The sequence below is a fragment of the Ruegeria sp. BHSA191 genome, from assembly GCF_059613325.1.
Map to the genome: position 1 here is coordinate 63,426 of NZ_JBXWSH010000014.1, position 21,157 is coordinate 84,582.

General features: G+C 66.0%; 18 protein-coding genes. 8 read left to right on the plus strand and 10 right to left on the minus strand.

Annotated elements, in window-relative coordinates:
- Window positions 1-125: 125 nt before the first annotated feature.
- Complete coding sequence (gene meaB, locus AC2FNS_RS13765; protein ID WP_496712083.1) at window positions 126-1,103, minus strand: methylmalonyl Co-A mutase-associated GTPase MeaB; 978 nt, start codon at window positions 1,101-1,103, stop codon at window positions 126-128.
- 126 nt (window positions 1,104-1,229) lie between these two features.
- On the opposite strand from meaB, the gene hrpB reads away from it, so the two are divergent.
- Both hrpB and AC2FNS_RS13775 read left to right on the plus strand, forming a co-directional pair.
- On the plus strand, window positions 1,230-3,680 hold the full coding sequence (hrpB, locus tag AC2FNS_RS13770; RefSeq protein WP_496797594.1) for an ATP-dependent helicase HrpB: 2,451 nt from the start codon (window positions 1,230-1,232) through the stop codon (window positions 3,678-3,680).
- A 70-nt stretch (window positions 3,681-3,750) separates the two neighbouring features.
- Complete coding sequence (locus AC2FNS_RS13775) at window positions 3,751-4,206, plus strand: NUDIX hydrolase (protein WP_496712079.1); 456 nt, start codon at window positions 3,751-3,753, stop codon at window positions 4,204-4,206.
- On the opposite strand, the gene AC2FNS_RS13780 is transcribed toward AC2FNS_RS13775, so the two are convergent.
- The 3 genes from AC2FNS_RS13780 to AC2FNS_RS13790 form a co-directional block, all read right to left on the minus strand.
- Complete coding sequence (locus tag AC2FNS_RS13780; RefSeq protein ID WP_496712078.1) at window positions 4,203-5,198, minus strand: 2-dehydropantoate 2-reductase; 996 nt, start codon at window positions 5,196-5,198, stop codon at window positions 4,203-4,205. The two genes, AC2FNS_RS13775 and AC2FNS_RS13780, sit on opposite strands and share 4 nt — an antisense overlap.
- Before the next feature lie 78 nt (window positions 5,199-5,276).
- Window positions 5,277-6,239, minus strand: a complete 963-nt coding sequence (locus AC2FNS_RS13785; protein ID WP_496684119.1) for a pirin family protein — start codon at window positions 6,237-6,239, stop codon at window positions 5,277-5,279.
- Between the two features lie 102 nt (window positions 6,240-6,341).
- The gene (locus tag AC2FNS_RS13790; protein WP_496712076.1) at window positions 6,342-7,184 is read right to left on the minus strand and encodes a phytanoyl-CoA dioxygenase family protein; all 843 of its coding nucleotides are present in this window, start codon (window positions 7,182-7,184) and stop codon (window positions 6,342-6,344) included.
- Window positions 7,185-7,390: 206 nt separating this feature from the next.
- On the opposite strand from AC2FNS_RS13790, the gene AC2FNS_RS13795 reads away from it, so the two are divergent.
- Both AC2FNS_RS13795 and AC2FNS_RS13800 read left to right on the plus strand, forming a co-directional pair.
- Window positions 7,391-7,879 carry a twin-arginine translocation pathway signal gene (locus tag AC2FNS_RS13795; protein ID WP_496712075.1) on the plus strand — a complete coding sequence of 163 codons (489 nt, stop codon included), beginning with the start codon at window positions 7,391-7,393 and terminating at the stop codon, window positions 7,877-7,879.
- A gap of 5 nt (window positions 7,880-7,884) precedes the next feature.
- Window positions 7,885-8,490, plus strand: a complete 606-nt coding sequence (locus tag AC2FNS_RS13800; RefSeq protein ID WP_496797593.1) for a ferric reductase-like transmembrane domain-containing protein — start codon at window positions 7,885-7,887, stop codon at window positions 8,488-8,490.
- 14 nt (window positions 8,491-8,504) lie between these two features.
- Here the strand turns inward: AC2FNS_RS13800 and AC2FNS_RS13805 are convergent, their stop codons facing one another.
- The 3 genes from AC2FNS_RS13805 to AC2FNS_RS13815 all read right to left on the minus strand — a co-directional run bounded on the left by AC2FNS_RS13805 (window position 8,505) and on the right by AC2FNS_RS13815 (window position 11,088).
- Entirely contained in the window at window positions 8,505-8,849 is a 345-nt protein-coding gene (locus AC2FNS_RS13805; RefSeq protein WP_496684125.1) for a 5-carboxymethyl-2-hydroxymuconate Delta-isomerase, read from the minus strand.
- 56 nt (window positions 8,850-8,905) lie between these two features.
- Window positions 8,906-9,832: an ornithine carbamoyltransferase gene (argF, locus tag AC2FNS_RS13810; RefSeq protein WP_496712071.1), complete on the minus strand. Its 927-nt coding sequence runs from the start codon at window positions 9,830-9,832 to the stop codon at window positions 8,906-8,908.
- A 68-nt stretch (window positions 9,833-9,900) separates the two neighbouring features.
- Window positions 9,901-11,088 carry an aspartate aminotransferase family protein gene (locus AC2FNS_RS13815; RefSeq protein ID WP_496712069.1) on the minus strand — a complete coding sequence of 396 codons (1,188 nt, stop codon included), beginning with the start codon at window positions 11,086-11,088 and terminating at the stop codon, window positions 9,901-9,903.
- A 295-nt stretch (window positions 11,089-11,383) separates the two neighbouring features.
- Here AC2FNS_RS13815 and AC2FNS_RS13820 point away from each other — a divergent pair, with 295 nt between their 5' ends.
- The gene (locus tag AC2FNS_RS13820; protein ID WP_496688470.1) at window positions 11,384-12,274 is read left to right on the plus strand and encodes a DMT family transporter; all 891 of its coding nucleotides are present in this window, start codon (window positions 11,384-11,386) and stop codon (window positions 12,272-12,274) included.
- On the opposite strand, the gene AC2FNS_RS13825 is transcribed toward AC2FNS_RS13820, so the two are convergent.
- Window positions 12,264-13,067 (minus strand): ABC transporter permease, encoded by an 804-nt coding sequence (locus AC2FNS_RS13825; protein WP_496684134.1) that lies wholly within the window; start codon window positions 13,065-13,067, stop codon window positions 12,264-12,266. The two genes, AC2FNS_RS13820 and AC2FNS_RS13825, sit on opposite strands and share 11 nt — an antisense overlap.
- Before the next feature lie 126 nt (window positions 13,068-13,193).
- On the opposite strand from AC2FNS_RS13825, the gene AC2FNS_RS13830 reads away from it, so the two are divergent.
- Both AC2FNS_RS13830 and AC2FNS_RS13835 read left to right on the plus strand, forming a co-directional pair.
- Window positions 13,194-13,772 (plus strand): GcrA family cell cycle regulator, encoded by a 579-nt coding sequence (locus tag AC2FNS_RS13830; protein WP_496713419.1) that lies wholly within the window; start codon window positions 13,194-13,196, stop codon window positions 13,770-13,772.
- A gap of 6 nt (window positions 13,773-13,778) precedes the next feature.
- A complete protein-coding gene (locus AC2FNS_RS13835; RefSeq protein ID WP_496713421.1) occupies window positions 13,779-14,423 on the plus strand; it encodes an NUDIX hydrolase in 645 nt (214 codons plus the stop codon).
- A gap of 3 nt (window positions 14,424-14,426) precedes the next feature.
- On the opposite strand, the gene AC2FNS_RS13840 is transcribed toward AC2FNS_RS13835, so the two are convergent.
- Both AC2FNS_RS13840 and AC2FNS_RS13845 read right to left on the minus strand, forming a co-directional pair.
- A complete protein-coding gene (locus tag AC2FNS_RS13840) occupies window positions 14,427-15,506 on the minus strand; it encodes a T6SS phospholipase effector Tle1-like catalytic domain-containing protein (protein ID WP_496713422.1) in 1,080 nt (359 codons plus the stop codon).
- Window positions 15,484-17,775: a xanthine dehydrogenase family protein molybdopterin-binding subunit gene (locus AC2FNS_RS13845; protein ID WP_496713423.1), complete on the minus strand. Its 2,292-nt coding sequence runs from the start codon at window positions 17,773-17,775 to the stop codon at window positions 15,484-15,486. The genes AC2FNS_RS13840 and AC2FNS_RS13845 overlap by 23 nt, the downstream gene beginning before the upstream one ends.
- Window positions 17,776-17,920: 145 nt before the next feature.
- Between AC2FNS_RS13845 and AC2FNS_RS13850 the strand changes: the two genes are divergently transcribed.
- Window positions 17,921-21,082: a valine--tRNA ligase gene (locus AC2FNS_RS13850; RefSeq protein ID WP_496713424.1), complete on the plus strand. Its 3,162-nt coding sequence runs from the start codon at window positions 17,921-17,923 to the stop codon at window positions 21,080-21,082.
- Window positions 21,083-21,157 lie beyond the last annotated feature (75 nt).

Here is a 21,157-nt window from a genome sequence, read left to right on the forward strand (position 1 = left end):
TTGCCCGTCCTGCGTGCAAGATATGGCGCCCTGTCCAATGCAGCCGGCCGGCCTCGGTTTTCGCGTTCAGGCTACATGACAACACGCTGCTGCACAAAGCTTTCGTTGCCGCGCCCACAGGGCGCCTAGATCTGCGCAAGCGCTTGCAACATCCGTTCAGCCGCGGCCGAGGGGCTGAGCCGCCCTGCCCCGACCTCGGCGCCCAGCCGATCCATCTCGGACCGGGCCCGCGGGGTCTCCAGCTTGGCGAGCAGGGCGTGACGCACCTCTTGGTCGAACCAATAGCGGGCCTGTTCGGCGCGGTTGGCATCCCAATGCCCGTTCTGTTTGCGCCAGTCGGCCAGGGCCTGCATCTCGGCCCAGGCCTGGTCCAGGCCGCGCTCCTCGACCGCCGAGACTGTCATCGCCTTGGGAAATCCCTCGGGGTCCTGCGGGCGTTTACGCAGCAGGCGCAGCGCCCCGGCATAATCGGCGCAGGTGCGGGTAGCGGTGGCTTTCAGGTCGCCGTCGGCCTTGTTCACAAGGATCATGTCGGCCATCTCCATGATGCCCCGCTTGACGCCCTGCAATTCGTCCCCGCCGGCCGGGGCCAACAACAGAAGGAACAGGTCAGACATTTCCGACACCACGGTCTCCGACTGGCCCACGCCCACCGTTTCGATCAGCACCACGTCGAACCCGGCCGCCTCGCACAGGGCGATGGCCTCGCGCGTGCGGCGGGCGACGCCGCCCAGATGGCTCTGGCTGGGTGAGGGGCGGATGAAGGCGTTCGGCTCGCGGCTGAGGCGTTCCATCCGGGTCTTGTCGCCTAGGATCGAGCCGCCGGACCGGGCCGAGCTGGGATCGACCGCCAGAACCGCCACCCGCAGTCCCTGCCCGATCAGCATCATGCCGAAACTCTCGATGAAGGTGGATTTGCCTACCCCCGGCGTTCCCGACAGGCCGATGCGCAGCGCCTGCCGCCCGGCGCCCGACAGCGCATTGATCAGCTGCGCCGTCTGGGCGCGGTGATCGGCGCGGGTGCTTTCGACAAGGGTGATCGCGCGGGCCAGCGCCCGGCGGTCGCCTTTGAGGATCCTGTCGGCAAGCTCGGCTGTGGTCATGGGCGGGGTCCTTCGTCGAAATCTGCCCTAGATGACGGGGATGGGCCGAGTTTGTCCAGTACCGCCGCGCGCGGGATTTGACGCAGGCGTTCTGGACCTTGGACGGGGCTTTGGCGATAAGGCGGCATGACCCGTCTACCGATCGACGATGCCCTGCCCGACCTGATCGCCGCGCTGCGCGCGCGCGGCCGCGCAGTGCTGCAGGCTCCGCCCGGGGCCGGCAAGACCACGCGCGTGCCGCTGGCGATGCGCGACGCCGGCCTGTGCGACGGGCGGATCGTGATGCTGGAACCGCGGCGGCTGGCCGCCCGCGCCGCCGCCGAACGCATGGCCGAGACACTGGGCGAACGCGCGGGCCAGACCGTCGGCTATCGCGTGCGGGGCGAGGCGAAAGTGTCGAAAGCCACCCGGATCGAGGTGGTGACCGAAGGCATCCTGACCCGGATGCTGCAATCCGAACCCGACCTGCCCGGTGTGGGTGCGGTGATCTTCGACGAATTCCACGAACGCTCTTTGAACGCCGATCTGGGGCTGGCCCTGTGCCTCGAGGTCGCCGGCGCGCTGCGCGACGACCTGATCCTGCTGGCGATGTCGGCCACTCTGGATGCCGATCCGGTGGCGCGGTTGATGGACGCGCCGCTGGTGACATCCGAAGGGCGCAGTTTTCCGGTTCAGACCCGCTGGCGGGACCGCCCGCTGGGCCCGCAGGCGCGGCGGCTGGACGCGTTGGTCGACCTGGTGGTTCAGGCCGAGCGCGAGACCCGCACCACCGGCGGCGGCATTCTGGTGTTCCTGCCGGGCGAGGGCGAGATCCGCCGGGCCGAGGCCGCGCTGGCCGGCCGGCTGCCCGGCGATTGCGCGATCCGGCCGCTGTTCGGCGCCCTGCCCTTTGCCGCCCAGCGCGCCGCCCTTGCGCCTGCCGAGACCGGGCGCAAGGTGGTGCTTACCACCTCGATCGCCGAGACCTCGCTGACCATTCCGGACATCCGGGTGGTAGTGGACATGGGACAGGCCCGCCGCGCGCGGTTCGATCCGAGCTCGGGCATGTCGCGGCTGGTGACCGAGCGCGTCACACGCGCCGAGGCGACCCAACGCGCGGGCCGCGCGGGCCGCGTGGCCGAAGGGCTGTGCTTTCGCCTGTGGTCCAAGGGTGAGGAAGGCGCCCTGCCCGCCTTTCCACCCGCCGAGATCGAGGCCGCCGACCTGACCGGACTTGCGCTGGAACTGGCCCTGTGGGGGGCCGAGCCGCAGGATCTGGCCTTTCTGACACCACCGCCCGAGGGGGCGCTGGCCGAGGCGCGCGCGCTGCTGCGGATGCTGGGCGCGTTGGACGGCAAGGGCCGTATCACCGAACATGGCCGCGCACTGGCTGGCCTGCCCCTGCATCCGCGGTTGGGACACATGCTGGTAACGGCCGGCGCGCAGGCCGCCCCGCTGGCTGCCCTGATGGCCGAGCGCGACCCGCTGAAGGGCGCTCCAGTGGACCTGTCGCTGCGGCTCGAGGCGCTGCGCGATCCGCGCGCCTACCAGCGCAACCGGGTCTGGCCCGCCAATCCCGGCGTTCTGGACCGGATCCGGTCCGAGGCGAAGCGGCTGCACGGCCAGATCAAGACTGAAGGCGACCCGCTGGGCCCGGCGGCGATGGCCGCGCTGGCCTATCCCGACCGGGTCGGGCAGAGGCGCAAGGGCGACGCGCCGCGCTATGTGCTGTCGGGCGGCAAGGGCGTGGTGATGGACCCCGGCGACCCGATGGCCGCAGCGCCGTACCTTGTGGCGATCGACACTGACGGCAACCCGCGCGAGGCCCGGCTGCGCATGGCCGCGCAGATCACCGAAGCCGAGATCCGCGCGTTGTTCGCCGACCAGATCGAATGGGTCGAGACCTGCGCTTGGTCGAAACGGGACCGCCGGGTGGTGGCCCGGCGGCAGGAACGGTTCGGTGCGCTGGTGCTCGATGACCGCATCTGGAAGGACGTGTCCGACGAGTCCGTGGCCCGCGCGATGCTAGACGGCGTGCGCGATCTGGGCCTGAGGCTGGAGGGCAAGGCTGCGCGACTGGCCGCGCGGGTCGAGCTGGTGCGGGCGGCAGGCGTCGACCTGCCCGATTTCTCGGAAAGCGGGCTGATGGCAACGCTCGAGGACTGGCTGCTGCCGATGCTGACCGGCGTGCGCAGCGCCGAGGATTGGAAACGGTTCGACCTGCTGCCCGCCCTTCAGGCGCGGCTGAGTTGGGACCAGATGCAGGAACTGGACCGCCGCGCGCCCCCGGCCTTTGTCACGCCACTGGGGCGCAAGGTCCCGATCGACTATGGCAAAGCGGTGCCCGAGATCGCGGTCCGCCTGCAGGAGATGTTCGGGGTTACCCAGCACCCGATGGTGGGGGGCGAGCCGCTGAAGGTCACCCTTCTGTCCCCCGCGCAGCGCCCGATCCAGATCACCCGCGACCTGCCGGGGTTCTGGGCCGGGTCCTATGCCGATGTACGCAAGGACATGCGTGCGCAATATCCCAAGCACCCCTGGCCCGAGGACCCGACCCAGGCCGACCCGACCCTGCGGGCCAAACGCAGGGGTGCTTGAATACCATCTGTCAGGTTGATATCTCTCGCCGTCCTGAAGGCAGAACAACAAAAAACGGCAGGCACCCGCAATGACATGGCTGCAAAAATTCTGGGAGGGGGTCCTGAAACCCCTGTTTCAGCGTCCGCGCCTCGTGCAGTTCGCGGCGCTTTGTACCCGTGGCGATGGCCGCGATACGCAGGTGCTGATGGTCACCAGTCGCGACACCGGGCGGTGGATCATCCCCAAGGGCTGGCCGATTGACGGGCTGAACGGGGCCGAGGCCGCAGCGCAGGAGGCCTGGGAAGAGGCCGGCGTGCGCAACGCCGAGGTCGATCCGGAGCCGGTCGGCAGCTATTGCTACGGCAAGGTCCGCAAAAGCGGCGCGATCGATCCGGTTTGCACCACGGTCTATCGGCTGCGGGTCACCGATCTGGCCGATGAATTTCCCGAAATGCACGAACGCACCCGCGAGTGGGTCTCGCCGCAAGAGGCGTCCGAACGCGTCCACGAACCGGAACTGAAAAAGCTGCTGTTGCGGATCTAACCAACGGCAGAGCGCAGCCCGGCACGAATCTGGTCGGGGGTCAGCGGACCCGTATCGCCCTGCGTGATCAGCTCTGCCACCCGGTCGCAGATCGGGGTCGGCGCGCCGGTTTCGCGGCCCAAGCGGATGATCTCGCCCTGCAGGCTGTCGATTTCGGTCGGGCGACCGGCATCCAGATCATAGGCCATCGAGGTGCGCGCGGCGGGGTCGATCGTCAGCATCCGCGCCGCGATGCGTGAAAACAGCGGCGTGGGCAGGCGCAGGATATGCGGCGTCATCGAGGCCGGCAGCGGCGTGGTCGAGGCCACGGGGCGCCCGGAGGCGGCCAGAACCGCCAGCGCCTCGGCCATCTGGTCAGCCATCAAGCGGCGCCAGTCGCGCTTCAACAGCTGCTCGCGCAGGGTCAGACCCGACAGCGCGTTCAGCGCATTGTTGAGGTTGATGACCAGCTTGCCCCATTGCACCGCATCGATCCCGTCGGTTTCGGTGACGGGCAGATCGGGCGTGGACAGGCGGCGGGCCAGCGCGCCGGGACCGGACTCGATCACGATGTCGCCGGATGTCGCGCAATGCCAGGTGGCCGGACCGGCAGGCACCACGTTGAACGGCACCATCCCGGCGCGCACGTCCCGTCCGGGCAGCGCGGTGCGCAGGGTGCGGGCGTTTTCCATCCCGTTCTGCCACGAAATGACCGAGGCCGCGGCCGGGGTGTACGCGGCGATCAGGCCGGCCATTTCGACGGTGGCGCCGGTTTTCACCGCAACCAGAACCAGATCAGCGTCGGACAGACAGGCAGGGTCTTCAGAAAGGGTCAGACGGTCGGCAGGGATCGTTTTGCGCAGGCCCGAATAGTCGGTCGCGGTCAGCCCGTTCTGCCGGATCGAGTCCAGCACCCGCGCCCGGCCCAGCAGCGTGACGCGGTGGCCGGCATCGGCCAACAGCCCCCCGCAATAGCATCCGATGCTGCCCGCGCCCGCGATCACCAGTCTCATGCCGTCCCCTTCCCGTTTGCCGCTAAGGATCGCCGGGATCCCTCGGGCAGGCAAGCCGGGCGGGCGCTGACGTGACGTTCAGCGCGCGCGCCTGGGCTTGGTGCGTTCCAGTTCCGGGGTAATCGGAATGAACTCGTCCTCGTCCCCCGGCGGCAGGTGGAAGGCGCCGTTGGCCCAATCGGCGGATTTCCATTCGCGGATCGCCGTTTCGATCTTGTCCTTCGAGGAAGAAACGAAGTTCCACCAGATATACCGATCCTCATTCATCGTGGCTCCGCCCAGCACCATCAGCCGCGCCCCCGCCGGCCCGGCAGTCACCGACAGGCGGTCACCCGGGCGGAAGACCATCATGCGGCCTTCCTCGAACCGGTCACCCGCGATCTCGACCGAGCCTTGGGTGACGTAGACGCCCCGATCCTCGTGATCGTCGGGCAACGGGAAGGCGGCGCCGGGGTCCAGTTGCACGTCCAGATAGAAGGTTTCCGACAGCATCGTGACCGGGCTGGTTTCCCCATAGGCCGAGCCGAGGATCAGCCGGGCGCTGACACCGGCATCCTGGATATGCGGCAACGCGGCCTGCTTGTGATGTTCGAAATCGGGGGCCATGTCTTCGTGCGCTTCGGGCAGCGCGATCCAGGTCTGGATGCCGAACAGGCTGTGCCGCTTGGCGCGGGTTTCGGCGCTGGTGCGTTCGGAATGGGTGACGCCGCGGCCCGCGACCATCCAGTTGACCTCGCCGGGATAGATCATCTGATGGGTTCCGAGGCTGTCGCGATGTTCAAATTCGCCCTGGTACAGATAAGTAACGGTGCCCAGCCCGATATGCGGATGCGGGCGTACGTCGATGCCGCCATCGGTGATGAACTCGGCCGGTCCCATCTGGTCGAAAAAGATGAAGGGCCCCACCAACTGGCGCTTGACCGAGGGCAGCGCGCGGCGCACTTCGAACCCGCCCAGATCGCGGGCGCGCGGGATGATCAGGGTTTCCAGCGCCGAACCTTCGCTGACGCATTCGGGGCTGTGGGTGGGGTTCCAGCTCATGTCGGCCTCCAATCCAGTGCGGCGGGATGTTCACTCTTGCCAATCTAGCGCAAAATACCGGCGGACAAAGTGCATCCGCGCACAGATAGGCTGCAGCCCGGATCAGCCCTGTGCGCGGGGCCAGAGCTGCGGGAAGAACGGGCCGGCGATCCGGTCGCCCTCGGCATAGCCGGCGGCCTCAAACTGCGCCCGCTCCTCCTTGGCCCAATCGCCGCGATACCGGATCACCCCGTCCGGCCCGGTCATGCGCAGGGTGAAGCGGCGCACGGTTTCCGTGGGCGTGACCGAGGACAGCCCCCCGTGCAGCGTGCGCATGTCGAAATAGATGCAGTCGCCCAGATCCATATCCCATTGCAGCAGGTCATAGGCGCCGGGGTCGGCATTCACGTCCGGTGGCGGGTGATAGGTGCGGCCTGCAACCTGCGTGGGTTCGTAACTGGGGTGCCCGTCGGCAAAGCGTACGCGCATGAACAGCTTGTCCCACAGGTGCGAGCCGCGCACGAAAGCGATCCCGTTGTTCTTGCTGACCGGTTCAAGCGGCAGCCACAGCACGCACATCGAGCCTTCAAAATCGAAATAGGACAGGTCCTGATGGAATGGCGGGCGCGAGGTCGATCCGGCCTCGCGCAGGAACCAGTTGTCCATCACCAGATTGATCGGCGCGGCGCCCAGCAATTCGGAAGCTATCGGCGCGCAGGGCGAGTTGCGGACGAATTCCTCGAACTGGGGGATCTTGCTCCAGGCCCAGTAATCCTCAAGATAGGCAGGCGCGTCCGGGTCCTTGGTGTGGCGGGTGAAGTTCTCGGTCGGGGTCTCCAGATCAGCGTCAATGCCCGCGCGCAGCAACTCAAGCCAGTCTGCGCTGAATTTCTGGCGCAGCACCACCGCACCATCGCGGCGGAAGGCGGCGATTTCATCCTTTGTCAGCAGGTTGGCATCTGTCATCGGCTTCCCCCCTTGGTGGCGCAAAGAAAAGGATCGCACCCGAATGGCGCAGGCGTCAAAGATTATTGCCGCCTTGGTCCATTCCATGCGCTTTCGTCCGCCGGTTGGCCGGTTTTTGCCCGGAACGCTCGGAATGAGCCGCGATCGTGCTATTCTTCCAGCATGGCGGTTGGAACAGCTGCCGGGTCAGCACAGGAGAGGTTTAGATGCCCGGAGATTCACTGAACCGAAGAACCATGTTGGTGGCCGGTACCGCACTGGTCGCCACGGCCGGCAGCGGCCTGATCCTGCCCGCACGGGCCAGTGGGTTAGCGCCGACCCCGTCAATGCGGGGCGGATCGAACAACTATCGCCCGGGCGCGCCGATCGTCGACCGGATCGGCGGCGGCGGCTTCTGGATGACCGGCACAGTACGGCGGGCCGGCGACGGCGCGCCCCTGCCAGGTAAGCGCATCCAGATCTGGGCGCATACCACCGAAGGCCACGAGCGCGATCCTCAGAGCCACGGCGCCACCCTGACCGATGCGAACGGAGAATTCCGGCTGGAGATGCCGCAGATCGTGCCCGCCTTTGGTCAGCCGCACGGACATCTGGCCTATGACAGCGGCGAATTCGAGACCGTGTTCCTGCGCCCGATCATGTCCAGTGCGCGCGACAAGACCCTCGCCGCGCATTTCGTTCTGCAACCGGTCTGAACCAGGTGCCACGCCCGGGCGTCCTCGCGGGTTGGTTGGCGCTGATCGCCGCCGTTGCGGTGCCTGTGGTGGTGGCGGGGTTCAGCCCGTATCTGGCATGGCGCAGCCCGATCTACATCGCAGCAGGCTTTGCCGGGATTATCGGGTTGGGATTGCTTCTGGTACAGCCGCTGCTGGCCGCGCGCGTGTTGCCGGGGCTGACGGCGATGAGCAGCCGAATGGTGCACCGCTGGGTCGGGATCACCCTGATCGCCATGATTGTCCTGCACGTCGGCGGGCTGTGGGTCACCAGCCCCCCGGATGTGGTGGATGCCCTGCTTTTCCGGTCGCCTACCCCTTTCTCGGCCTGGGGCGTGGTGGCCATGTTGGCAGCGTTCGCCGCCGTGGCGCTGGCCGCGCTGCGCAGCCGGCTGGGATGGCGGTTCCGCCTTTGGCGGTTGGCCCATGCCAGTCTTGCGCTGGTGACCATTCTAGGCACCGTCGTACATGCCCTGCTGATCGAGGGCGCAATGGAAACCGTCACCAAGGCCGCATTGTGTGGGCTTGTATTGTTCGCCTGCGTCGGGGCCTTGATCAGATTGCAGGTCTGGGACGTGAAACCGCGAGTTTAGACGGCAGGCGCAGCTCAGGTCGCCAGGCGCTTTGCATAGGTGGCGCGGTTCATCTCTACATCCCGCACCGTGATGCTGCCGACCGCCGGTGCACCGGCGGCCAGAACATCCAGAATGATTGTGTTCAGTTCGGTTCGCGTCGGCTCGTCCCGGCCCTGCATCAGGAATAGAGTGGCATGAATGAACGTCTGCGGCTCGGTCCCGATGTGGGAATACGGGATCGGCATCGCGCGAATTTTGAGCGTTGGTGCGTCAAATTCCTCATGCGTGGCGAGGACCTTATAGAGATCTTCGCATATGGCTTGAAAATCATGCGATTGCTCAAGCCCGGCTGAAAATTCCAGGACGACGTGCGGCATGGGAGCCTCCAGAATTGAAAGAGAACCAGCGGCTCCCATAGAATTTCTAAGGGGCTTCAGACACCCAAACACCAGCGCATCACCGCCTTCTGCGCGTGCAGTCGGTTTTCGGCCTCGTCAAAGATCACCGAGTTCGGCCCGTCCATCACCTCGGAGGTCGCTTCCTCCTCGCGGTGGGCGGGCAGGCAGTGCATGAACAGCGCATCGGGTTTGGCGTGGGACATGAGTTCCGCGTTGACCTGATAGGGCCGCAGCAGGTTGTGGCGGCGCTCCTTGGCCGACTGCGAGTCGTGCATCGAAACCCAGGTGTCGGCCACGACAAGATCGGCGCCTTCGACGGCCTTGTATGGGTCGCGCTCGATCACGATTTTCGAGCCCTTCTGGCGGGCGAAACCCATGAACTCTTCCTCGGGGTCGAACTGGGCCGGGCCGGTAAAGGTCAGGTCAAAACCGAACTGGCCCGCCGCGTGCAGGAACGAGGCACAGACATTGTTGCCGTCACCCGTCCAGACCACCTTTTTCCCGGCGATGGGGCCGCGGTGTTCCTCGTAGGTCAGCACGTCGGCCATGATCTGGCAAGGATGGGTGCGGTCGGTCAGGCCATTGATCACCGGCACGTCCGAGTATTCGGCCATCTCGGTCAGGATGGTTTCGTCGAAGGTGCGGATCATGATCATGTCGACATAGCGCGACAGCACGCGGGCGGTGTCGGCGATGGTCTCGCCATGGCCCAGCTGCATGTCCTTGCCCGACAGCACCATGGTCTGACCGCCCATCTGGCGCACGCCCACATCGAACGAAACGCGGGTCCGGGTCGAGGGTTTTTCGAAGATCAGCGCCACCATGCGGCCGGCCAGCGGCTGTTCGTCGTCGGGCGCGGCCTTGGGACGGCCCAACCGGGCCCGCTTCATCGCGCCGGCCTGATCGATCATCGACCGCAGCGCGGCGGCGTCGGTTTTGTGGATATCAAGGAAATGGTTCATGTCGGTTCGCTTTTTCACTGTCGGTTGCCGGGGGGCGTCGCCCCCGGCGCATTTGGGAATAGGGGGCGTCAGGCCGAGGCGAGTTGGCTTTGAACCTGCCGGGCGGCTTTCTCGAGGCGGATCTGGGCCTGGGCAATGTCATCCTCGGTCAGGGTCAGCGGCGGCAGCAGGCGGATCACGTTGTCGGCCGCGGGCACAGTGATGACTTCGTTGTCATAACCGGCCGTGACCACGTCGGCGTTGGGCGCCTTGCATTTCAAACCCAGCATCAGGCCGGATCCGCGGACCTCTTCGAACACGTCGGGGTGATCGGCGACAAGGCCCTCGAGCTTTTGGCGCAACAGCCCCGCCTTGCGGTTGACGCCGTCCAGGAAGGCCGGTGTCGCCACATGGTCCAGAACCGCGCAGCCCACCGCGCAGCCCAGCGGGTTGCCGCCGTAGGTCGACCCATGGGTGCCCGCGGTCATGCCGCTGGCGGCCGCTTCGGTGGCCAGCACCGCACCCAATGGAAAGCCCCCGCCGATGCCCTTGGCCACCATCATGATGTCGGGCGTAATGCCCGCCCATTCATGGGCAAAGAGTTTCCCGGTGCGGCCGACGCCGCACTGCACCTCGTCAAGGATCAGCAGCAGCCCGTTGTCGTCGCAGATCTGGCGCAGGGCCTTGAGCTCGACATCGGGGACGGGGCGGATACCGCCCTCGCCCTGGATCGGCTCGATCATGATCGCGGCGGTTTTGTCGTTGATCGCGTTGGTCACGCCCTCCAGATCGCCGAAGGCGACATGCACGAACCCGGGCAGCAGCGGGCCGAACCCCTTGGTCATCTTCTCGGACCCGGCCGCGGCGATGCCCGCCGAGGACCGGCCGTGGAAAGACCCCTCGAACGTGATGATCTCGACCTTTTCCGGCTGACACTTGTCGTGGAAATGCTTGCGGGCCATCTTGACCGCCAGTTCGCAGGACTCGGTGCCCGAATTGGTGAAGAACACCGTGTCGGCGAAGGTCAGATCCACCAGCTTGTCGGCCAGCGCCTGCTGTTGCGGAATCTGGTACAGGTTCGACACGTGCCACAGCGCATGCGCCTGCTCGGTCAAGGCATTGACCAGGGCCGGGTGGGCATGGCCCAGCGCGTTCACCGCGATCCCCGCGCCCAGGTCAAGGAAACGTCGGCCGTCCGCCTCGGTCAGCCAAGCGCCTTCGCCCTTAACGAAGGTCAGCGGAGCACGATTGTAGGTCGGCAGAACGGACGGGATCATCGGATCATCCTTTTTGGAAAACTTGAACCCAGTGACTGAAACACTGAGACCGGGTTCGTCAACAGATTTGGTGAGAGATGCGCGGATTTGGGTCGCGCGCGCAGGATCAAACGGGCCGGTTACGCGGTGATGCGTCGGCGTCGGAGCGGCAGGATATGCACGGTTTTGATCATGGGTGCTCGTATAGCGGGACCGTCACGATGTGAAAAGCCGAAATCGCGACGACAGTTGAATTTGTTGGAACCGTGGCTGTTTGGGGCTTGTCATTCGGGCCGCTCTGCCGCACCGCTGGGCCATGTTCACGCCCAAGGCTCACAACCCGGCATTGGCCGCCGGTCTGATCTTTTGCGCCAGCGCCTTCATCGCGGGCACCACGTTGCTGGCCAAGGCGCTGGGCACCGATGCGCTGGGCCCGCCGCTGCATCCGCTGCAGATCAGCCACGGGCGGTTCCTGTTCGCTTTCGTCGCGATCGCGGCCACCGTCGCGGTGCTGCGCCCCCGGCTGCGGCGACCGCATTGGGGGCTGCATCTGGGTCGCACCAGTTTCGGCTGGGCGGGGATTTCGCTGATGTTCGCCTCGGTCGCCTACATCCCGATTGCCGATGCCACCGCGATATCTTTCCTGAACCCGGTATTCGCGATGGTGCTGGCCATCCCGCTGTTGAAAGAGGGCGTCGGCCCCTGGCGCTGGCTGGCCGCAGCGGTGGCGTTGGCGGGCGCGTTGATCTTGCTGCGCCCGACGCCCGCAAGCTTTCAGCCCGCCGCCCTGCTGGCGCTGGGTGCGGCGGCTGTGATCGGAATGGAGCTGATCTTCATCAAGAAACTGTCGGGCCGCGAGGCGCCGATCCAGATCCTGCTGGTCAACAACGCGATGGGTGTGACCATCGCCACGGTCGCGGTGCTGGCGGTCTGGGCACCGCCTGCGTCCGCGCAATGGGCAGCGCTGGTCGGGATCGGGGTGCTGATGGCCTGTGCGCAGGCCTGTTTCGTCAACGGCATGGCGCGGGCCGATGCCTCGTTCGTGGCGCCGATCAGCTATGCCACGCTAATCTTTGCGGGCCTGTACGATTTTGCGGTGTTCGACGTGATCCCGGATGCGGTCAGCGTGACCGGGTCGGGCATCATCCTGACCGGAGCGCTGATCCTGGTGTGGCGCGAAGGTCGGGCGCGGCGGGTCAGGCCTTGAGCCGGTAGCCCGTGCGCAGCATCTGCCAAGTCACCGCACAGACGGCCAACGTGGCCCCGCCGCAGACGGCCAGCCCCAGCAGCGGCGAACTGTCCGACACGCCGATCATCCCGAACCGCAGCCCGTCGATCAGGTAGAACACCGGATTGGCATGGCTGAGGCGGTTCAGCAGCGGCGGCAGCGCCTCGACCGAGTAGAAAGTGCCCGACAGGAAGGCCAGCGGGGTGACGATGAAGTTGGTGATGGCCGCCATCTGGTCGAACTTGTTGGCGAAGATGCCCGCAAACAGGCCCAGACCGCCCATGAACGCACCGCCCAGCACCACGAAGGCCAGCGCGATCAGCGGATGCGCCGGCACCAGCCCCAACACCAGCGCCAGGGCCGCGGCCACGACCAGCGCGATCAGCACGCCCCGCGCAATGCCGCCCGCCAGATAGCCCAGCAGGATTTCGAGCGGTGACAGCGGCGGCATCAGCGTGTCCACGATGTTACCCTGCACTTTGGAGATCACCATCGAGGACGAAGTGTTGGCAAAGGCGTTCTGAATCACCGTCATCATCATGATCCCGGGCGCCAGAAAGGTCAGAAAGGGCACGCCCATCACATCCGGCCGCCCCGGGCCGACAGCGATGTTGAAGATCAGCAGGAACAGGCCAGCAGTGACCAGAGGCGCCAGCAGGGTCTGCGTCCAGACCGCCAGAAAGCGCAGGGTTTCGCGCTGGGCCAGTGTCCACAACCCCATCCAGTTGACCGCTCCGAAACGGCGCATGTCCTGATCCGCGAGATTCTGCATTCCTGCCCCCAATCTGATTCGATGACCGCTTGTAACTCGGCCCGCAGTGATTAGAATAGGGCGCTGAGACGAATTCCGAAGGCGGCCCGTGACCGAGGCCGCTTTCCCGCTTTTGAAAGGCTACCCATGTCCTGGACAGACGAGCGCGTAGAACTGCTCAAGAAAATGTGGGGCGAAGGCCAGTCGGCCAGCCAGATCGCCAAGGAACTGGGCGGGGTCACCCGCAATGCGGTGATCGGCAAGGTCCATCGCCTGGGCCTGTCGAACCGGACCACCGGCGCCGCACCGGCCAAGGCCGAGCCCAAGGAAAAACCAGCCCCCACGCCCAAGGCCGAAACCAAGCCCAAACCCGCCCCCAAGACCGAGCCGGCCCGCCCCGCGGCAACCGCGCCGGCCGCCGAGGCGAAACCGGCCACGCCGCCGCGCCGCCAGATCATTCCGGCCGGCCAGCCGCTGCCGCCGCAGCCCTCGGCCAATGAAATCAGCCCCGAGGCGCTTGCCAAGGTCAACGAGGTTGAGAAGAAGGCCAAGAAGCTGTCTCTGATGGAACTGACCGAGAAGACCTGCAAATGGCCCGTGGGCGATCCGGCCACGGATGATTTCTGGTTCTGCGGTCTGCCGGCCGAGCCGGGCAAACCCTATTGCGAGGCGCATGTGGGTGTCGCCTTCCAACCCATGAGTGCGCGCCGCGACCGGCGTCGGTAATACCCGGTGCGCCGGGATCCGACCGCGACGGAGGATATCTGGCTGGCGCAGGCCAAACGATTGTTGGCGCTGGCCGAGACAGGCCAGCACTTTACCACCGACCCTTTCGACCGCGAGCGTTATGACGAGATCGCCGGTATCGCCCGCGCCATGCTGGCCGATCTGGGCCGGGTGCCCGTGTCGCGGATCGAGGGGCTGATACCGCCCCATGCAGGCGGATACGCCACCCCCAGCATCGACATCCGCGGCGCCGTGATCCAGAACGGCCACATCCTGCTGGTGCGCGAGCGCAGCGACGGGTTGTGGGCCATGCCGGGCGGGTTTGCAGATATTGGTAGCTCTCCGGCGGAGAACATCGAACGCGAGGTCTTTGAGGAAGCCGGGCTGCAGGTCAGGGCGCACAGCCTGTACGCCCTGCGCCACAAGGCGCGGCACCCCTACCCGGCGGATGCCCGCGATTTCTACAAGCTGTTCTTCCTGTGCGACCCAGAGTCCGGCACCGCGCCGCAGCCAGGCGCCGAAACCAGCGATGCGGGCTACTTCGCGCCCGATGCGCTGCCCGCCCTTTCGCAGGTGCGCAACCTCGAGGCGGATATCCACGCCGCCTTTGACGCGCATCGCTGTGCGCCCAGTCCGGCGAGTTTCGACTGAAACCTATTGCGCGGGGTGCGAATGCGGCCCGGCCGGCAGATGCACCCATTTCGGCAGCTCGTTGGGTGATACCGAGACATGCAGTCGTTCCGACGGGTCCTGCCCGACCAACCGGTGGCGGCGCAGCAGAAAGATCTTGCCCCACCCGCGCCAGGTGCCGACCGATGGCGCGTGCGGATCGGTGGGAAACCGGCTGCGCCAGCCCTCGGGCAGCGGCAGACCGTGCAATTCGGCCTTGTCCAGCATCCACACCAGCGAAATGTTGGCCAACGGCCGCGCCGGCTCGAACCCGCTGAGCTGCCCGCCCACGTCGCCATGGGTGCCACGGAACCAGACCTGTTCGACACGGCCCTTGAAGTCGGCGGTGTCCTGCCACAGGACCGGAGTGAACACTTCGCGCGTCTCATCCAGCGCCAGCGCGTGATAGCCGTTTCGGGTCGCCTGCCCCAGATGGTGATGATGGAAGGCGTGGCGCTCTTCGGCCAGGCGCCACAGCAGCGGCAGCCGCAGGCCCAGTGCCTTGACCGAGTCCCAGACGCCGATCATCTCGATCTCGACACCATCGTGACAATAAAGCCGCCGGAAATCCTGCGCGGCCTTGCCGCGCGGATTGTTCTCATAGTGGCGGTAGGCCTGCTTGATGTTGCGCTCGGTCGCGTGTTCGGGGCGCAGCAGCCCGATCATGTCGATCACGCCCGCCAGGCTGCGCACCCCATAGGCGCCGCGCGAATACCCGATCAAGTAAATCCGGTCGCCCGGCTTGTAGCGCGACGCCAGATAGCCATAGGCCCGGCGAATCTGCCGGTTGATCCCGCGTCCCATCATCACGTCGAGCGTGGATTTCCAGCTGTCCCACTGGACACCGCCTTCGTAGAACACCGAGACGTTACCGCCCATCTCGCGGCACATCCGATAGGTCAGGCCGGCATGCGTTTCTCGGCCGGGTTCCAGCGTGGACATGGTGCCGTCAAGGATGATGACATGGCTGATCGGCTCGCGATGACGCGTTTCACCGGAATGTTCCGACCGCAGCGGGCGGCCAAGCCATCCGAGGAGTTTTCTACCGATCCACGTCAACTGCATCCGACAGCATTTCCCAAACCCTGCGAGGTGTGAAAGGCATGTCCGCCTGTCGCACCCCGTGATCCCACAGCGCGTCCTGAACTGCGTTTGCCACGGCCGCCAATGCGCCGACCGTGCCTGCCTCGCCACAGCCTTTCATTCCCATCGGGTTGGCCGTTGACGGAACCGGCGCCGAGGTAAACCTGATCATCGGCAGGTCGTCGGCGCGGGGCAAGGCGTAGTCCATGAAAGTAGCCGTCAGCAGTTGCCCTTCGGCATCATGCACAACGTGTTCGCACAGCGCCTGACCGATGCCCTGCGCCACCCCGCCATGCACCTGGCCTTCGGCCAGCATCGGGTTGATGAGATTGCCGAAATCATCGACCACCGTATAGCGGTCGACCGATGTTGTGCCAGTTTCCGGGTCGATCACGATCTCGGCGACATGGGCGCCGTTGGGATAGCTGCGCGCCTCTAGCCGCGTGCGGGCCTCGTGCTGCAGCAGGTCGGTGCGGCCATCCGCGCGGGCCATTTCAGCCGCTTCGATCAGCGTGGGCGTCAGGTTCGACCCCGGCGCGCGAAAGGTTTCATGGTCGAAGGTCACATCGCTTTCCTCGACCCCCATTTTATCCGCCAGATAGGGCGTGAATGCGGCAATCATCTGGTCAATCGTGACCAGCGTCGCCGCGCTTTGGACCGTGACCGAGCGCGACCCGCCGGTGCCGCCGCCCTGCGCCATGCGGTCGCTGTCGCCCTGCACGACCCGGATCCGGTCGGCCGGAATCCCCGTCTGATCCGACAGGAACTGGGCGTAGACCGTCTCGTGCCCCTGCCCGTTCGATTGCGTCCCGACATACAGGTTCACGGTTCCGTCCTGACAGAATTCGACTTTTGCGCCTTCGGAAGGGTCGCCCAGAATGCTTTCAATATAGTAACAAATCCCCTGCCCTCGGATCAGACCGCGTTCGGCGTCGGCGGCCTTGCGCGCGGCGAAACCGGCGGTCTGTTCGGCGGCGCGGGACAGGACCATGTCGAAATCGCCCACGTCATAGGTTTCACCTGTGGCCGAGACATAGGGAAAGGCGTCGGGCCGGATGAAGTTGCGGCGGCGCAGCTCCCACGGATCGACGCCCAGTTCTCGCGCGGCGCGGTCCATCGCGCGTTCCAGCACATAGATCGCCTCGGGGCGGCCGGCACCGCGATAAGCGTCGACCTGGGTGGTGTTGGTATAGAACCCCTCGACCCGCAAATAGGTTTTCTGCACGTCATAGACGCCAGGCAGTACGCATTTGAACAGGTTGGTCTGGATCGCCTGACCGAAATGGCTGTTGTAGGCGCCCAGGTTGCAGCGGCTGTGCACCCGGTAAGCGGTGATGCGAAGATCCTCGTCAAAGGCCAGTTCGGCCAGCGAGGTCAGGTCGCGCCCGTGGTGGTCGGACAGCATCGCCTCGGTCCGGTCCGACATCCAGTGCACGGGCTGGCCCAGTTGCATCGCCGCTACCGCGACCGAGAAATACTCGGGATACGGCATCGCCTTCATGCCGAACCCGCCGCCCACGTCGGGCGTTGTGACATGGACCGCCTGCGGGTCCAGCCGCAGCTTGTCGGCCAACTGCGCCTTCATTCCCCACACGCCCTGCCCGCCATAGCTGAAATGCAGCCGCCCATCGGACCAGACCGCATTGCAGCCGCGCGGCTCGATCGAGTTCACGATCACCCGGTTGTCGGCCACCTGCAGCGACACGACATGGGCGGCGGCGTCAAAGGCGGCCCGGGTCGCGGCCTCGTCGCCCACGGCCCAGTCAAAGGCGCGGTTGTCGGGGGCCTCGGGGTGCAGCGGCTCACCGCCCGGCGCAAGGTCCAGCTTGGCGGGGCGGTCGGCGGTGTCCATCCAGATCAGCTCGGCGGCGTCGCGGGCCTGCGCCAGCGTTTCGGCGACGACCATCGCCACCGGCTCGCCGACGAAGCGCACCCGGTCGCGGGCCAGCATGTGGCGCGGGGGATTGGCGGCGCGGGTGCCATCGCGGTTGACAATGATAGTGGCGCTCAGCACCGGGTCGATTCCGGCGGCGATCAGGTCATCGATGGTCAGCACCAGCCGCACGCCGGGCGCGGCGCGGGCGGCGTTGAGGTCCAGCCCGGTGATGTCGCCATGCGCCACCGGGCTGCGAAAGAACACTGCGTGCAGTGCGCCGGGTGGGACCGTATCGTCCATGTAGCGCCCCTGCCCGGTCAGGAACCGCTGATCCTCGGTCCGGGTGACCGGCTGGCTTTTGCCGAACTTTTCCATGACGCGCCCCTTTCGCTGCCTCAGACCGCGAGCCTAGCCGTGATGCGGCGGATGTCCAGTGCGCGGGGTGCTTGGCCCTTTCCCTTCCCGCCGCCATTCGCTATTGCAGGCGCTGACCCAAGATCGATGACGCAGGACGCACCCGATGGCGATGGACAAGACATTCAACGCGGCCGAGGCCGAGGCCCGGATCTACAAGGCCTGGGAAGAGGCCGGAGCCTTCAAGGCAGGCGCGAATAAGTCGCGCGACGAGAGCTTTTGCATCATGATCCCGCCGCCGAACGTGACCGGCGCGCTGCATGTGGGCCACGCGTTCAACAACACCCTGCAGGACATCCTGACCCGCTGGCACCGGATGCGCGGTTTTGACACGCTGTGGCAACCCGGCCAGGACCACGCCGGCATCGCCACCCAGATGCAGGTCGAAAAGAAGCTGATGGCCGAGGAAGGCAAAAAGCGCACCGACTACACGCGCGAGGAGTTCCTGGCCAAGGTCTGGGAGTGGAAGGGCCAGTACGGCGGCACCATCATCGAGCAGCTGAAACGCCTCGGCTCTTCGTGCGACTGGTCGCGCAACGCCTTCACCATGGCCGGCGCGGCCGGCGACCCGCGCACGGGCCACGAAAACAGCCCCAACTTCCATGACGCGGTCATCAAGGTCTTTGTCGACATGTACGACAAGGGCCTGATCTACCGCGGCAAGCGGCTGGTCAACTGGGACCCGCATTTCGAGACCGCGATCTCGGACCTCGAGGTCGAGAATATCGAGGTCGCCGGCCACATGTGGCACTTCAAGTACCCGCTGGCCGGGGGCGAGACCTACACCTACGTCGAAAAGGACGAGGACGGGAACGTCATCCTCGAGGAAGAGCGCGACTATATCTCAATCGCCACGACCCGCCCCGAGACCATGCTGGGCGACGGCGCGGTTGCGGTGCACCCGTCGGACGAACGCTATGCGCCGATCGTCGGCAAGCTGTGCGAAATCCCGGTGGGTCCGAAAGAGCATCGCCGCCAGATCCCGATCATCACCGACGAATACCCCGACCCGAATTTCGGCTCGGGCGCGGTGAAGATCACCGGCGCGCATGATTTCAACGACTATCAGGTGGCCAAGCGCGGCAAGATCCCGATGTACCGCCTGATGGACACGCGTGGCCACATGCGGGCCGACGGCGCGCCCTATGCGGACGAAGCCGCCAAGGCCCAGGAATATGCCCGTGGGCGCGAATTCACCGAGAACGAGATCGACGCGATCAACCTGGTGCCCGACCATCTGCGCGGCCTGGACCGGTTCGAGGCGCGCGCCAAGGTGGTCGAAGAAATCACCGCCGAAGGCCTGGCCGTGATGACCCGTGCGGACGATCCGCGCCTGGGATCGACCGCGCTGAAACCCGATGCCGAGGGCGCCGACGCGCTGGTGCCGCTGGTCGAAAGCAAACCGATCATGCAGCCCTTCGGCGACCGCTCGAAGGTGGTGATCGAGCCGATGCTGACCGACCAGTGGTTCGTCGAAACCTCAAAGATCGTGGGCCCCGCGCTGGACGCGGTGCGCGACGGCCGGGTCAAGATCATCCCGGAATCGGGCGAAAAGACCTATTACCACTGGCTCGAGAACATCGAACCTTGGTGCATCAGCCGCCAGCTGTGGTGGGGGCATCAGATTCCGGTCTGGTACGGGCTGGACCTGTCGGCCGAGGATTTCAAGGATGACGAAAACGACGGCGAGCTTGACCTGGTCGAACTGGGCCGGCTGCTGAACGAAGGCGGCATGCTGCACCGGGGCGCGGTCATGGAGTGCGCCGCCAGCTTCGAGGACGTCACCGGAAAGTTCCTGGATGACAATGCCGACATTCCCAGCCCGCTCAGCCACGCCACGGTGATCGAGGTGGCCGACAAGCACGAGGCGATCCACCGGTTCGCCGAAAGCTTGGCGCAATACGCGATCGACCGCGATCCGACCAAGCTGGTTTATCCGGTCTGGCGCGACCCGGATGTGCTGGACACCTGGTTCTCGTCCGGCCTGTGGCCCATCGGCACACTGGGCTGGCCCGAACAGACCGAGGAATTGGAGCGCTACTTCCCCACCGATGTCCTGATCACCGGGTTCGACATCCTGTTCTTCTGGGTCGCCCGGATGATGATGATGCAGCTGGCCGTGGTGAACGAAATCCCGTTCCACACCGTCTATTTGCACCAGCTCGTCCGCGACGAGAAGGGCAAGAAGATGTCCAAGACCACCGGCAACGTCATCGACCCGCTGGAAATCGTGGACGAGTTCGGCGCCGACGCGCTGCGCTTTACCAACGCGTCGATGGCAGCCATCGGCGGCGTGCTGAAACTGTCGCGCGAGCGCATCACCGGCTATCGCAACTTTGGCACCAAGCTGTGGAACGCCGTCCGGTTTGCCGAGATGAACGAGGTCTTCACCGACGCCGTGCCGCAGCTTGACGTGGCCGACCTGCAGCCCAAGGCGGCCGTGAACCGCTGGATCATCGGCGAAACCGCCCGCGTGCGCGAAGAGGTCGACGCGGCGCTGGAGAGCTATCGCTTCAACGATGCCGCCAACGGGCTTTATGCCTTCGTGTGGGGCAAGGTCTGTGACTGGTACGTGGAACTGTCCAAACCGCTGCTGCAGGGCGACGATGCCGAGGCCCAGGCCGAGACCCGCGCCACCATGCGCTGGGTTCTGGATCAGTGCCTGATCCTGTTGCACCCGATCATGCCCTTCATCACCGAAGAGCTGTGGGGCCTGACCGGCACCCGCGCCAAGATGCTGGTGCATGCCGACTGGCCAACCTATGCCGCTGCCGATCTGGTCGATGCCGACGCGGATCGCGAGATGAACTGGGTGATCTCGGTGATCGAGAACACCCGCTCGGCCCGCGCCCAGATGCGCGTTCCGGCGGGCCTGTACGTGCCGATGCTGGTGACCGAGATCGACGCCCACGGCCAAGCCGCCTGGGACCGGAACGAGGCGCTGATCAAGCGGCTGGCCCGGATCGACAGCCTGACCAAGGCCGATACGCTGCCCAAGGGCACGATCTCGATCGCGGCGCCCGGCGCGTCCTTTGGCCTGCCGCTGGCCGACATCATCGACATCGGCGCCGAAAAGGAACGGCTGGAAAAAGCCAAGGGCAAACTGGCCAAGGAACTGGGCGGTCTGCGCGGGCGTCTCAACAACCCCAAATTCGTGGCCTCGGCCCCGGAAGAGGTGGTGGAAGAGGCCAAGGCCAACCTAGCCGCCCGCGAAGAGGAAGAGGCCCGCATCAACGAAGCGCTGGCCCGACTGGCCGAGATCGCCTGATCCGTCAGCCCCCGCACTCGCTCGAAGAAACCCCGCCGCGCACGCCCGGCGGGGTTTTTTCCACCCACCCCTGTT